Origin of the sequence: Bacteroides sp. OM05-10AA (assembly GCF_003439055.1) — a bacterium.
In the GTDB taxonomy this organism is placed as follows: domain Bacteria; phylum Bacteroidota; class Bacteroidia; order Bacteroidales; family Bacteroidaceae; genus Bacteroides; species Bacteroides intestinigallinarum.
This window is the reverse complement of sequence record NZ_QSUR01000014.1, coordinates 54,273-68,757: the sequence shown is the minus strand read 5'-3', so window position 1 is coordinate 68,757 and position 14,485 is coordinate 54,273. Positions and strand designations below refer to the sequence as shown.

Genomic DNA, 14,485 nt, shown 5'->3' with positions numbered 1-14,485 from the left:
TATGAGTGCTCCTGTTCTGAACGGTCCTTTTGTTTTGCCGATGTTCCGTAGTTTCGTACCGCGGAAGATGCAACCGTGGATTTATCTTTTCATAGCTGTCACCTTCCAACTTTCGGGAGGTGTCTATTTGGGTGCATTGAATCAGATGATCGGCAGCATGTCACTGATGCGGGAGGATATTTTAATGTGCATGTACGCCAACCTGGCCGGTATGGCGATCTACTTTCCGTTACTGTTCCGCATGAAGTTCCGTTTTACCAATAAAACCCTGCTTACATCGGCCGCACTGGGAGTATTACTCTGCAACCTGATAGCACCGCATATCACCTTTCTCCCTCTATTGTGGTTGGTCTGCTTCATCGAAGGTATGTGCAAAATACAGGGAACTTTCGAGTGTATGTCAAACATTCAGCTGTGGATGACTCCTAAACGGGATTTCACCGTTTTCTTTCCCTGGCTTCATATTGTTATTTTGGGAAGCATCCAGCTATCCGACCTGATTACGACCCGTTTAATGTATCATTATCACTGGACATACATGAACCTGTTCGTTGCCGGTCTGATGCTGATTGTCTTATTGATACAATTCACTTGTGTGAAGCATTTCCGGTTCATGCGCAAATTTCCTCTATTTGGTATCGACTGGCTGGGCGGGATATTATGGGCTGCCTTATTAGCGGAAATCGCTTTCCTCTTCAACTACGGAGACTGGTACGACTGGTGGAACAGCCCGGTCATCCGCCAACTGACCATCGTGATTTTCATCACTTTAGGAATTTGTATTTGGCGTATGATGACCATTCGACACCCATTTCTCGAACCAAAGATGTGGACGTATCGCCATTTTTTGCCTTTATTGGGATTAGTCACTTTAGTGGAAGCGTTCCTCGCCACGGAGCACGTGCTGGAGGAAGTCTTTTACGAGGAAGTAATGAAGTATGAAGAACTGGTCAGTTCCCAACTCGACTGGCTTGCCATTGTCGGTATCGTATGCGGTTGTGTGTTTTCGTATTGGTGGATGCACGTCAAGCAGTATAATTATGTACGCCTGGTCATTGTCGGCTTTATCGGGTTGATCGGTTACCTGATCGGTTTCTACCTGACTTTATCCACCGACATCCATATTTCACAGTTTTACCTGCCGACCGTATGTCGGGGCTTCGCTTATGCCGTATTGAGTGCTACTTTTATGGTGTGTCTGGAGGAAATCATGACTTTCCAGCATTTCTTCCAGGGATTAAGTGTGTTCAATATGCTGCACATGGTAGTAGGCGGCGTAGTGGGAGCCGCAGTCTATGCACAGGGATTGGCGTATTATGTTCCCGACAATCTGGCCCGTTACGGTTCAGCTATCGATCATGTAGCTTTCAGCAGTAATCCGTTCAATCTGGGTCACTATATGGAAGAGTTTATCAGTCAGATGATGGAGATAAGCATCAAGCAGATTTACGGCTGGGTGGCTTATGCCTGCATTTTCCTCTTCCTATTGTTATTGCTCTATGATTTCCCGGTTCGACGCTCATTAAAAAGTATGCCAAGCTGGAAAGAGGTGGCAAGGGAGGTGAAAAATACGTTCTGGCGGACAACACACACGCCGTCGGAGAAAGAAAAATAGGAAGATTGTTTACCTGTATATTTATTGAACTGATAATCAATAGAGTTTATGCCATCCGGCTACGAAAACAAACTGTCGTAGCCATCCGGCATAAACTCTACCTTTTTCTAGCTAGTCACTTACCTTCTATATCTTTACAAATATTTGCTTTTTGTACAGCACCCATACAATTAGATAATTGAATCCGATAAACAGAAGGGCGTAAATCAGAGAAGCCAGATGAGCATCGGGAAGAACGCTCCAAATGGAAGTGTAAATCTTCTCCTGCAAGCTACTCCCCCCAACCGTAATTACTTCCAGCAAAGTAGCTAACACACCGGCCACTATATAAATAAACAATGGATTCGTGCCAAAAACATGGAAAGGATATCCCCATTTCTGCTTTTTACGAATATCAATCAGCCAAGTGAGAAATACAAGAAACAAGGAAGCAAAACCACAAGTCACCAGAACAAAAGTCGAACTCCATACTTTCTTATTCAACGGACAGCCGTAACTCAACAACCATCCTGTAAACAAAAGGGCAATACCCAGTATGGAGATCTGCAACAGCCGGTGATGGATTTCAGTCTTCTCCCGCAAAATATTTCCGCAGAAATAACCGATAATCACTTGCGCAATGCACGGCAAGGTACTCAACAGGCCTTCCGGATCGAAAAAGATACGCCCGCCGTCCGGCAACCACTCCCGATACAAATGGGCTTCTCCGAATAGTGTGCGATCTGTAACGGCAATAATATTCTGTTCAGAAAGTTCAAATCCGTGTCCCAAAGCCAGCAAGATGGAATAACCTGCCAGAATGATCCCGGAGATCCATGCCAGATTTGCCGGACGCCGGACACCTACAATCAGCAAGGAACCAAAGAAATAAGCCAATGCCAACCGCTGCAACACTCCCAGAATACGTATGTGCGAGAAAGGTTGTTCTACTCCTGTGCACACCAACGAGAACCAGGAAAGAAAAAGTCCCAACAAAAACAAGATCACCGTGCGCCGTACCAGTTTGATGATAAAACTGCTACTGAAATGATAATCGAACCGGGATAAGGCAAAACTCATGGAAACGCCCATTATAAACATGAAGAACGGGAAGACCAAATCAGTCGGAGTCAGTCCGTTCCATTCGGCATGTCGCAAGGGTGCGTAAATGGATTCCCATGTTCCGGGGTTGTTCACCAAAATCATTCCGACAATGGTGATTCCCCGGAGTATATCTAATGAAAGTAAACGTTCTGATTTCATATTGTTCTTAGTGTACCGGGATTAAAGAAATCCCGGTTTGGTGAAATAGAATCCATTCGCATTCAACCATTTAACATGCCATTTCAGGCGATTGGTAAAATCAATCCAGTTACGGCTACTTCCCCACGCCAACTCCGAAAATGCTTGAAGAGAGGGAAACACGTGCTGGCCAAACTTCCGTTCATTAGGAATCATCTCCGTCCATACACAAGCCTGGAAGCCTAATACATTTTGCTTCACGATGCCGGGAAACTGGGGTTCGAACTCGAAGTTATACAAAGAGCTTAATCCTTCGTCTGAAGGCGTTGCACTCAAATAGAAACGGGACCATTCCATGAATATAATCGGATAACCTTTCTGGGTAATCTTTCCCGGCTGATCGGGCAGCCAGTCACGCCAATAAGTATAAATCAAATCCTGTGGCTCTTTTTCAAGAAAAGCATCGTCCCATCCCATCACTTTCTTGCCTTTACCCTTCACATAGTTCGTCATAATCTTCACAAAACGGTTTTGCAGTTCATCCACTTTCTGATAACCTTCCTGCTGCATCAATCGCTGACAAACTTCACACTGTTCCCAGTTATCTTTCTCCACTTCATCAGCTCCGATATGGAAATATTCCGAAGGGAAAATCTCGACCATCTCATCAATGATGGACTGCACAAACTGATAGTTCTCCGGACGCGAGGGACAGATAGGATAAGAGAATTCTTCTCCCCATCCGGCTTCTCCCGTGCACGACAACTCGGGATAGACTTTGATAGCCGCCGAGAAATGACCTGGCATGTCAATTTCGGGTACAATATCGATACCTCTTTCCAACGCATAACTTACCAAACCTTTCATCTCTTCCTGCGTATAATGACCGCCATATTGAGAACCGTTTCTCACGAAACGGGGATCTATCTCATAGTTATAATCCTGTTGGGAAAGTTCTACGCATCTCTTGTCATATTCGTCAAAGTCGCGCCAGCTGCCTTCCTGCGTCAGCAATGGGTATTTTTTCACTTCAATGCGCCAACCCTGATCGTCCGTCAGATGCAAGTGAAGCTTGTTTATCTTGTAGAAAGACAAACAGTCTATCACCTTTTTCAGATAATCAACCGTAAACATGTGGCGGACTACATCGATATGAAATCCGCGCCAATCATATTTGGGAGCATCTTTTATATCGACCATCGGAAGATATTTAGCACTTCCGGAAGTGAAGAAATTTGCTTGTTCGAGCGCTTGTCTCAATGTCTGGATTCCCCAGAGAAGTCCGGTTTCCGTTGAATAATAAACGCAGGCTCCCTCTTTGGTAACGGTGAGTCGGTAAGCCTCTTTAGCCAGATCCGCTTCCTGTTTCACACGGATAAAGGCACGATCGTTGGAGGCATCACTGACAGAAAGAGAAAGTTTCTCTTCCAGGGTGGATTTCAACAGTTGCGACGTGGAAGCCGGAATGTTCTGGCTGACAGTCACATTCTGCGGAAGAGAGACAACCGATTCTTTATAATCGACTCTTTCCGGCAAAGGCATCACCGACAGGCGGGTAGGCACTCGCTCCGGGTAGTTCCCGTTATCATTATCATTGCACGACAACGATGTGATCGCACCTATTCCCAACAAGAATAATATTCCGGTTCTTTTTATCTTATCATAGTTCATAACTTATCTACTTTTGTGGATTAATCTACTTTGAGAGTGCTTGTTACACTCTCTTTATTTAAATAAAACAGTTTCGCTTTCACAACGGAAGCATCACAGGCTACGGGAGCTTTCCAAAGTTCCGAACGAAGGGTCGGTTCCGTGCCATCGGTCGTATAGCGTATTTCACCTCCCCGGATAGGAGTACTGGCGTGGAGTTGCCCTTCTTTGATGCAAAGTCCGGGATGAGGTAAACGGAAATTGATACTTCGGGACGCCCAGTGAGGCATTTCTTTCTCACTCACTTTGGAGTAGAACAGACCCAGTTCTTTATTGAAAGCCTGACGTTCTTTCTCTCCTGCTAAAGTGCTCCAGGCGGGAAAAGCATTCCAACCGCGTTCCACCAATCCGAGGATTTTGGGGAAGGTGTAATATTCCACCCATTCAAAATCACGGATGGTTTCAGCAAATAATTGTGCCTGCACTCCCTGGATATATTCCTTTCCGAAAGCGGTCAAAGTCGTTTTTCCCTTTCCCGCGATGTCCGGATCGACCGGATTGCCTGCCATATCGGTACGCGAAGAACGATAAATGCTATATGGAAGCATGGAGAATCCCTTGGACTCGTCGACATATCCCGCCCACGAAAGACCTCTTTCGTCGGGATGAGCGTCATAGGCCAAATCCAGATAGAAATTGTTCACGTTGCAGAGAATCACCGGATATCCTTTGTTGGCTATCTGGTAAGGTATTTCATCCGCTTCCCATTCAGGAACCGTATTCCAGCAATACACTCCTGCTGCAAGTTGGTTCAAATGCCGATCGGTTGTTTCCGGATGTCCCAACGCTACTTCCTGCCAGCCGCTGAATTGCAAATGATGTTGTTGCAGATAGTCTGCCATCTTCGTAATATAGTATTCAGACAGTTCGTGGGCACTTGTCATCCCGTGTTCATCCATAAACGTCCGGCAGACAGGAGAACCCATCCAGGCTCCTTCGGGTACTTCATCGCCACCTAAATGAATCGTAGTCAAAGGTACCTCCGCTTCCTCATACATGGCTATCAACTCACGAATCACTTTTTCCATAAACCGGTATGTAGAAGGCAATGCTACATTTATGACATTATCCGTATAAGACTGCGCGGAAACATAACGGGAAGTGTCTTGTGCGTCACTTAATAAATATTCGTTGGCCTTTTCAGGGGCAGTATTCACATACTTATGATAGCGCGCTTTCATGGACACGATTGCCGCACGGGCATGTCCCGGAGACTCAATCTCCGGAATCACACGCACATGTCTTTGAGCTGCATAACGCAGTAAATCGATAAATTCTTCACGGGTGTAATATCCGTTGCCGGAGGTAGCTGCAGACGGATCATAGTTGCCATCGTAGCCCGGATATAAACATTCCAGTTCATCCGTGGTATGTCCCCGGCGTGCGCCGACCGATGTCAATTCTTCCAGGCCGGGAATCTCCAGACGCCAGCCTTCATCATCCGAAAAATGGAAATGCAGTACGTTCAGTTTATAAGAAGATATTACATCTACCAGCTTTTTCAGATATTCAACAGTCGTAAAGTTCCTGGCAATATCGAGCATTTGCCCACGATACGGCAAATCGGGATAATCACGGATGGAGAGAGCTTCCAAACGAAACGGCTTTTCCTGACCTTTCAACAGGGAGAGCAAGGTTTGCGTCCCATTGAAAATGCCATGTGAAGTGGAAGCTGAAATATTTATCAGCCCGTTTCCCGTATCAATCCGATAATATTCGCCGTTCACTGCTGTTTCCCGTTCCGGCAAATAATCCAGATGAACTGTTACCGGTGCTTCGGATACAACTTCCAGGCCATGGATGGTTGCCAGCTTTTCTTTCAATAATTCAGCTTCGTTGGCAAAATCGGGATGGAAAGTCAGTTTTACTTTATTTTCTATAGCAAAACCCTCTTTGCCGATAGCCGGTACCGCTTCTTTCACTGACGGAAAAATATCTGTTTGCTGCAACTGGGCTGTAGTCTCCAACGCCAAATTCGAAGCATATATCTTATCAGGTGCGGGATACCAGTCTTCTGTCTCCATTCCTTTCAACGGCTGTATGGTCAGTCCGACAGGCAAAGGAATACCTTGTTTACTGCCTGACTGACTCACCCAGTAAGTGCCTTCGGGAGCATGTGACATTTTTTTCAATCCGTTGGTACAACAGAATTTGACGGTCAGCGAATCTCCCGGAGCCAGTGATTGAAAATTTTCTGCCGGATACATCCGGAAGAAGTTCGCATTCACCACTTCCACTTTGACCGGAGCAGACTCTTCCTGCAGAATCTCACGAGGCAGCTGCGAATAATAGATGATCCAATCCTTTCCTAAAGGAACATCTGAGATGTTCTTCAGGACAAATGAATTCTCATAGTAACCGGGCTGTACTTCCACAGCTCCCATCTTCCAAGTCAATGACATGGGGGCTTTCGCCCCGTCAGTCGATTTACAACCGGAAATGACCAGCAGGAGGCACAGACTTCCCCATATTGTATATAGCATATTTCTCATAGGCTTTCCTGTTTTTCTAGATATCATTCTTTTAGGTATTAATCACTCAATCGTTCGATGTGCAAAGTTTCTTTGCCTACTCCCTGCGAGGCGTCGAAAGTCAGACGATAATAGCCGGGAACGAAACCGTCGCCACTCGTTATTCCATTGGAACCAGACAGTTCAATTCCATCCGTATCGCCGGACAATGAACCCTCTTGCAGTAGCATGCCTTTATCTTTATTCCATTGCAAATCGCTGTAAATTTCAATTTCGAAGGATTCCCATTCATGAGTGTTACTCAAATACACGGTGGTCTGGTATTTCTGTTCACCGATTGGCACAATATATCCTAACTGTGATATGTCTTCCAAATTCCAGCCTCCACTATTATATGCTTCATTCCAAACGGGTGCGCATGTAAATCCATGTCCTACCAGCCAGAAGCAAGTGGGAGCCGTATCACCCATCCGTGCCACCCAGATATAATTATACTTAGAAGAATAATAAATCTCCCAGGTCCCTGATTTGCGCAAGAAGGTAAACTTGCCATTATCCGGATTATAGCTAAAGAAGTCGCGATTGTAAGCGTGTTCCACATCTTCAAATCCACTCATTTCGAACTCTTCCCCCTGCGTAAAGCTAATCTGTGCACGGAAAAATCCCTCACTGGCTATCAACTCGGTTTCTTTAATTTTCAGGTTCTTTTGGTAGCCGACTACTCCCAATTCAAAAGTCATCACATTGAAAGTGATTTGTTCGACAAACCAATCCCGGTAATCAAAAGCAAAGCTGGGTCCCGACGCTTCAATAAGGACTGCCGTATTGCTTGCTTCAGCAGCTCCCCAAATCAGTTTTGCATCGTCCAATGATGCTGCGGTAGAGATCTTTCCGGATAATTCCATCGGATAACCCTCTTCCGAATCGGAAACTTCCGTGAGGTACAGGTAAGGATTGTCCTCACTCCGGTTCATTTCTACCACCTCACCGTTATAGTGAAGATAAAGCACTTCGGGAATCTGCGGACGGGTTATATGGAAATCAAATGTTTGAGTGACTTCACTACCTTCCACATTAATGGCTGTCAGAATCACCTTCGCTTCCTGATTCTCTTCAAGTCCGGCTTCAAACGGGATATAAATCCCTTTTTCAACAATCGAAACATCAGTGCCTTTCGTACGGATCGACTGCGAACTGACCAAAGTTTCACCTGTCATCAATTTCACTTCCAGCGTAGACAAAGGAGTCTGCGGATCGTGAATCTTCACAGAAAAATAAAGAGAATCGGCAGCAGGTGTCTGATCGGTAGTTGAGAATTGCAGTTCCGATATTTCGGGACACGAATATGGATACGTCACCCGGCCATCTTCTTCGCTGCATGAAGCCAGCCAACAAACAGTCAGCCCCAGCAGCCATAAAAACAGATTATTGTGTTTCATCATTTTTTCTTTTAAAGTTTTACGTTCCTCTTTTCATTAATAGCCTTCATTTTGAGTCAGATTGGTGTTCTTATCTTTCTCTCCTTGAGGAATCGGCCACAACTGCCGAAAAGCCTGCAAACCTGCAAACAGCAATCTGCCGTCTTTGTCTTTATGCTTCTGCATCACTTCCAGCAAACGATTATTGCGTACCAGGTCGAACCAGCGCTGACCTTCCATATACAACTCTAATTGGCGTTCGTTCTCTACCGCCAGACGTCCTCTAGCCTGCCCCATATTTTCATCTAAAGAAGAAGGAGCAAAACCGGCACGTTCTCTAATGCTGTTTACAATCCGGATGGCTTCCGGGGTGCGGTCCAACTCTACCAGTGCTTCGGCTTTCAACAGCAGTATATCTGCCAACCGCATCAAAATGATATTGGAAGTCTTCTCGCGAATCTTATAAGACAACGGGTAACTGTCTGCCGGCCAATAGGTATCATAAGGCACTGATTTCCAAAGAATACTGGATGCATAACGGGTATCTTTCTCTTTGTCAAATTTAGCAACCAGATCATGAGTAGGTGTACAATAACGTCGCCAGGTTACTGATCCGTCATCTTCTTTCAGCAATACCCAGTAAGCCCAGTTGGGTGCATCGGAGGTGTAATAGACTTCAAAGATGCTTTCTGAAGAAAATTTCTTATCGGGTTGCCACAACTCGTCAAAATTGCTGACCAGCGTATAGCCTTCTGCTATTACTTTGTCACAAGCCTCAACCACTTTGGTATAGTCGCGTGTTGATTTCTCCCCTCTCGTTGCTAACACTTTGGCACGTAAAGCATAGGCTGCTCCCTTGGTTGCCTGGAAAATTCCTTTATTCTTGCTTACCAGGTAACGAATGGTATTTTCTTCATTCAGGTCGTCCAGGATCTGGTCATATATTTTATCTGTGGCAGAACGTTCCGGATACATCACCGGATACCATTTATCGAGGTTTTCGGCTGTAATGGTCGGAATCAAATCCAGCACCATCGGGGCATCACCCCATAAACGGACAATATCAAAATACGCCCATGCCCGCAAGAACTTGGCTTCTGCAATAACACGATTACGTTCTTCTGCTACGGTAGAAGTAGGATCCATCATCTTCGTATTTTCAATTACACTGGTTGCAGTGCCCGCCATCGAATAATACTGTGACCAGACCAGTTCTACTTTATAATTGGTAGAGGTCAGTTTCAACAAATCAAACTCCTGTTCGGCCACACCATCTCCGCCGATATAACAATTATCGGACTGCACATCTCCAATAGTATAATTTTCCGACTGGAATATATCTGCTTTAAAACTCTCATACGCACCCTGCAACTCGGCCTGTGCATCTGCCAGACTTCCATATTTAGACTCCTGATCTTCCGTTCCGGTACCTTCCTGCATAAAATCCGATTGCGGTTTCTCATCTAGGAAACTACTGCATGAAACGACTAATGTACAGAGTACGACATACACTAAATTTATTATGTTTTTCATTTTTGCAGCTATTAAAATTCAACATTCAAACCAAAAATTACCGCCCTCGATTGAGGATAAGTACCATAGTCCACCCCTTGAGCAACGGAGTCTCCGCCAAAAGCATTTACTTCAGGATCGTATCCTTTGTATTTTGTCAGTGTGAAGAGATTCTGTCCGGTGACGTAAGCCTGCAATCTGGACAGATGTATCTTATTCAACCATTTCTTAGGAAAATTATAGGATAAAGTGACTGTTTTCAGGCGCAGATAAGATCCATCTTCTACAAAACGGGAGGAGTTATGATTATTCTCTGTATTACCAACGCGGGGGACATTGGTAATCATACCCGGTCGTTTCCAACGATCCAACACACGAACCGACTGGTTTCTAAAGTCTGTCATGCCTTCCATATCAATACGCGATGCATTAAAAATCTTATTGCCCTGACTTCCCTGCAAGAATACAGACAGGTCGAAACCGGCATACGAAAATGTATTCGTCATACCGTAAATGAACTTGGGCTGGGCATTTCCCAAAGTAGTGCGATCTTCCGGATCGATAAAACCGTTACCATTCAAGTCACGATAGATAATATCTCCGGTTTCCGGATCAACGCCTTCTGATATGTAACCAAAGAATGTGCCTAACGGAAGACCTTCTTTCAGGATGACGGCTTTCTCCTTGGATTCGTACATTTCAGCATAATAATAGACTTTATTCAAACCGAGTTTCGTCAGCTTATTCCGGTTGAAAGATATATTGAAATCGGTATTCCACTGAAAGTTACCTTTAAAATTCTGAGAAGAGAGAGTGAACTCCATACCTTTATTCACCATCTCACCGTCGTTTCTTGTCACACTGCTCGGCACCACATTCTCCGGCAGGCTGACTGTCAATAGTAAATCGGTGGTCTTTTTGTAGTAAGCATCAACCGAGAAGGATAAGCGGGAATCAAACATGGTCAGGTCGAGTCCCAGATTCCATTGGCTTGTTTTTTCCCAAGTCAGTTCTTTATTGGCTGCCGAGCCGGGTTTAATGGCAAGTCCCGGATATAAGTTTCCCTCCGAAACGGGCAGTTTACTGACGCTCATGGAAGCCATGTAAGCGTAGTTTCCAAAACCGCCTTGGTTACCATTCATACCCCATCCGGCACGTAATTTCAGGTCGGTAACAATGTCTTGCAAAGGTTGCATGAACTTTTCGCCTGAAATTCTCCAACCTGCAGAAACAGAAGGGAAAGTACCCCAACGATGTCCCGGGGCAAAACGAGAAGAGCCGTCTGCACGAAAGTTAACCGTCAGCAAATAACGGCTGTCGTAATTGTACGCTACACGCCCCAGAAAAGAGGCCAGCGTCCATGCGGAAGCAGAAGAACCGCAAGCATCCTTATCCAGTTGATTGGCAGCACTGATGGAATGAATATCGGGATAAGACTCTGCCAGATCGAAACCTGCCATCCACGAACCGTTATATTGTGCACGCTGCTGGGTAGCCCCTCCCAAAATAGAAAGGTTATGTTTATTGAATGAACAATCATAGGTCAGCAAGTTTTCAAAAAGCCATTCAAAGTTTCGCGAGAAACTCTCTTCCACACGTCCTTTTGTGCCCCGTCCGTCCGAAGTTGAAATCGGGTCCAGATAGTAGTCCCAATGTTCATTGGTCAGTTCAATGCCAAAAGTGGTTTTAAACTTCAGTCCTTTGAGTATGTCAACCGTGAAGCCGAGTGAGCCATTTATATGGTCTGTATTCGTGTTACTGTCTGCAGCATTGGCAGCCAGCGGATTCAGAATACGTGCACCGTAAGCCTGTTCATCATATTCGTTCGGATCATACGGATTCCGCTTCTGCATAAACGGAGGAGTATTCACAACGGATAAGATGGAACCGGCACGCAAAGAACTGCGGCTTTCGTTCACCCATTGTCCGCCTGTATGCGAATATGCAAAATTGAGTGCCATCTTTAGCCATTTGGTCTGCTCACTATCCAGGTTTGCACGGAAATTATACCGATTGAAATGTGCTTTCTCCACGATACCCTGTTCGTCGGAATAACCTCCGGAAACAAAATATTGCAGTTTCTCGGTTCCATTTGCCACAGACAACTGATAGTTCTGATTGACACCCGTACCGAAGAATAAATCAGTCCAGTCCACATAGCGCGTTTCACTTTCGGGGATATTGGGGGCAACATCCGAAACTGCTTTCAAATCTTTCATCAAGTCTTTATATTGTTCTGTATTCAACGCATCTATTTTTTTCCCTAATTTAGAGAAACCCACATAAGCACTCATTTTCACTTGCGGTGCACCGATCTTTCCTCTTTTAGTCGTAATCAACACTACTCCGTTTGCCGCACGTGCTCCGTAAATAGCTGCCGATGAGGCATCTTTCAGAATTTGCATGCTTTCAATATCATTCGGACTGATATTCGAAATGTCATCCGACGGCAAACCGTCCACCACATACAACGGTTCATTGGATGCCTGTACCGAAGTGGCTCCTCTCACCCGGATTGTCACTCCGGAACCCGGCATACCCGACGGCTGTACAACCTGAATACCGGCTGCCTTTCCCTGAATAGCCTGTGCAGCTGTCATAATCGGACGTTCTTCAATATCTGCCGTGGAAACGACAGATACCGCAGTCGTAATATCTTTCCGTTTCATAAAACCGTATCCCACTACGACTACCTCTTCCAGTACCTGCGAATCTTCGCTCAATGACACATTGTATACGTTCTGCTTATTGACCGTATGAGATTGGGAGACATAACCGATATAGGAGAAACTGACCTTTGCCCCCACAGGAGCTTCCAAAGAGAAACGACCGTCTATATCGGTAGCGGTTCCAATATTCTCTCCCTCCACTCTCACTGTGACACCAATCAAGGGTTCTCCCCTCCGGTCGGCCACAACACCGGTGATTGTTTTCTTATCGCCTTTCTGGGGGGCGTTCTGTTCACTTTTCAGAGTAAGCACCACTTGCTTACCCGATTCTATTTTATAACTAATAGATGATCCTTTGAAAACTTTTTCTAAAACCGCATCAATACTTTCATTGTTCACTGTCAATGAAATTTCTTGATCCAATCCGGGAAGCTTATCCGTATAAAAGAAGCTGTAATCAGCCTTCTTTTCAATCACTCGTATCGTCTGGCGTATCGTCTGATTCTTCACAGAGAAAGTGATCTGTGCACTTGCCTCTTGAGACACAAACAACAAGATACAACTGAACATAACAAGCCTGAATATGATATGTAATTGTTTTCTCATTAGTAATTAGCTTTAAATTCTTTAAAATATAAGTCTGAAAATTAGACTTTTTATTATCTTTGTAAAATCGTGAAGCAAAAAGGATTCCCTTTCCCTTATCCGCATAAGGAAAATTTCTTTTTTACTATCATGTATAAACCGTATTTGATTTCGGGGTGGAATTATGCTGCTACATAATTCTACCCTCTTTATTTTATTATGAGGTGTCTTCCATAAATCGTCCTTTTTAGTTAATACTCCTTCCTATTCTCACCGTATCTCCTTCTAACTCATAGGTTAAAGGATAAGTAAGGCTTATAATGTAAAATACATTATGCAAGCTGCTGTTCCGAATGGTTCCGGAAAATAGCACGTTCTTCAGTTTCTCGGAGTCAAACACGACTTTCACTCCGTACATCCGCTCCAGCGTAGTCGCGATCTCCGCTAAAGAGGATGAATTAAAAATCAACATATTGTTCCGCCAAAAGTCGATTTCACGCATATCCGAGATTACAGATTTAGTAAATGTCTGCTTGTTCTTATGGTATTCTACCTTTTCCCCGGGTTTCAACAAGGTAGCGTCCGTTTTATTAGAAACCCTGACGCTTCCTTCTGCCAGCAGTGTCGTGACGGAATGATCGTCACGATAGCCTTTCACATCGAAGGTAGTTCCTAACGCTTCTATCTCCAGATCATTACAACAGACGATAAAACGTTTTTCTTTATTTTTCGCCACCTCGAAATAGGCTTCTCCGTCCAAATAGATTTTCCGGTCGGATTTATTATACTCCGCATCATAAGAAAGATGAGTGGCCGAATTTAACCAGACTTTCGTTCCATCGGGCAAAGTCAGATTCGCTTTCTGTCCATAATCTACGGCCATCATGAAAGGGTCTTGTGATACCTTATTTATATGTTCTACCCCAAAGTAAGTGGCCAGTCCCAAACAAACCGGTAATAAGATGGTGGCTGCCACCTTATATATAATAGGTTGCCAGCGCCGTTTCTTCGGAGACAGCATCTTGGGCTCATCCAGATTCCTCTGCAGATGGTTCCACATTTCTTCTTCCACTGTCTTATCGATTTCGACGGCTGCTTCTTTCCACATTTGCTCGCAAAGCAGATTAAACTCATTACGAATTCCGGGTTTACGAATCCATTCAATAAGTATCCTTCTTTCTTCAGAAGAGGCCTCCTTTTTGAAGAATTTTTCCAATAGTACTATGTAATCGTGTTGCTCCATAATTTTCCTGTTCTATTTATACTAGTCTTGAGAGACAGAAA

8 protein-coding genes are annotated in these 14,485 nt (G+C 44.6%); 1 reads left to right on the top strand and 7 read right to left on the bottom strand.

Annotation, left to right across the window (positions count from 1 at the left end; translation table 11 throughout):
• Window position 1: 1 nt before the first annotated feature.
• Window positions 2-1,615: a hypothetical protein gene (locus DXB58_RS12745; protein ID WP_122136966.1), complete on the top strand. Its 1,614-nt coding sequence runs from the start codon at window positions 2-4 to the stop codon at window positions 1,613-1,615.
• Window positions 1,616-1,741: 126 nt separating this feature from the next.
• On the opposite strand, the gene DXB58_RS12740 is transcribed toward DXB58_RS12745, so the two are convergent.
• From DXB58_RS12740 to DXB58_RS12710, 7 genes are all read right to left on the bottom strand, one after another.
• Complete coding sequence (locus DXB58_RS12740; RefSeq protein WP_122136965.1) at window positions 1,742-2,857, bottom strand: acyltransferase family protein; 1,116 nt, start codon at window positions 2,855-2,857, stop codon at window positions 1,742-1,744.
• 21 nt (window positions 2,858-2,878) lie between these two features.
• Window positions 2,879-4,507: a beta-N-acetylhexosaminidase gene (locus DXB58_RS12735; RefSeq protein WP_122136964.1), complete on the bottom strand. Its 1,629-nt coding sequence runs from the start codon at window positions 4,505-4,507 to the stop codon at window positions 2,879-2,881.
• Between the two features lie 20 nt (window positions 4,508-4,527).
• A complete protein-coding gene (locus tag DXB58_RS12730; RefSeq protein ID WP_122136963.1) occupies window positions 4,528-7,038 on the bottom strand; it encodes a family 20 glycosylhydrolase in 2,511 nt (836 codons plus the stop codon).
• A 38-nt stretch (window positions 7,039-7,076) separates the two neighbouring features.
• A complete protein-coding gene (locus DXB58_RS12725; RefSeq protein ID WP_004310091.1) occupies window positions 7,077-8,459 on the bottom strand; it encodes a DUF5016 domain-containing protein in 1,383 nt (460 codons plus the stop codon).
• 33 nt (window positions 8,460-8,492) lie between these two features.
• The gene (locus DXB58_RS12720; protein WP_120490098.1) at window positions 8,493-9,968 is read right to left on the bottom strand and encodes a RagB/SusD family nutrient uptake outer membrane protein; all 1,476 of its coding nucleotides are present in this window, start codon (window positions 9,966-9,968) and stop codon (window positions 8,493-8,495) included.
• A gap of 11 nt (window positions 9,969-9,979) precedes the next feature.
• A complete protein-coding gene (locus DXB58_RS12715) occupies window positions 9,980-13,222 on the bottom strand; it encodes a TonB-dependent receptor (RefSeq protein ID WP_122136962.1) in 3,243 nt (1,080 codons plus the stop codon).
• Between the two features lie 226 nt (window positions 13,223-13,448).
• The gene (locus tag DXB58_RS12710; RefSeq protein WP_122136961.1) at window positions 13,449-14,444 is read right to left on the bottom strand and encodes a FecR family protein; all 996 of its coding nucleotides are present in this window, start codon (window positions 14,442-14,444) and stop codon (window positions 13,449-13,451) included.
• Between the last annotated feature and the right edge of the window lie 41 nt (window positions 14,445-14,485).

Coding starts and splice junctions, on each gene's coding strand:
- DXB58_RS12745 (WP_122136966.1), top strand. CDS start 2: ATGAGTGCTCCTGTTCTGAACGGTCCTTTTGTTTTGCCGATGTTCCGT.
- DXB58_RS12740 (WP_122136965.1), bottom strand. CDS start 2,857: ATGAAATCAGAACGTTTACTTTCATTAGATATACTCCGGGGAATCACC.
- DXB58_RS12715 (WP_122136962.1), bottom strand. CDS start 13,222: ATGAGAAAACAATTACATATCATATTCAGGCTTGTTATGTTCAGTTGT.
- DXB58_RS12730 (WP_122136963.1), bottom strand. CDS start 7,038: ATGAGAAATATGCTATATACAATATGGGGAAGTCTGTGCCTCCTGCTG.
- DXB58_RS12720 (WP_120490098.1), bottom strand. CDS start 9,968: ATGAAAAACATAATAAATTTAGTGTATGTCGTACTCTGTACATTAGTC.
- DXB58_RS12735 (WP_122136964.1), bottom strand. CDS start 4,507: ATGAACTATGATAAGATAAAAAGAACCGGAATATTATTCTTGTTGGGA.
- DXB58_RS12710 (WP_122136961.1), bottom strand. CDS start 14,444: ATGGAGCAACACGATTACATAGTACTATTGGAAAAATTCTTCAAAAAG.
- DXB58_RS12725 (WP_004310091.1), bottom strand. CDS start 8,459: ATGATGAAACACAATAATCTGTTTTTATGGCTGCTGGGGCTGACTGTT.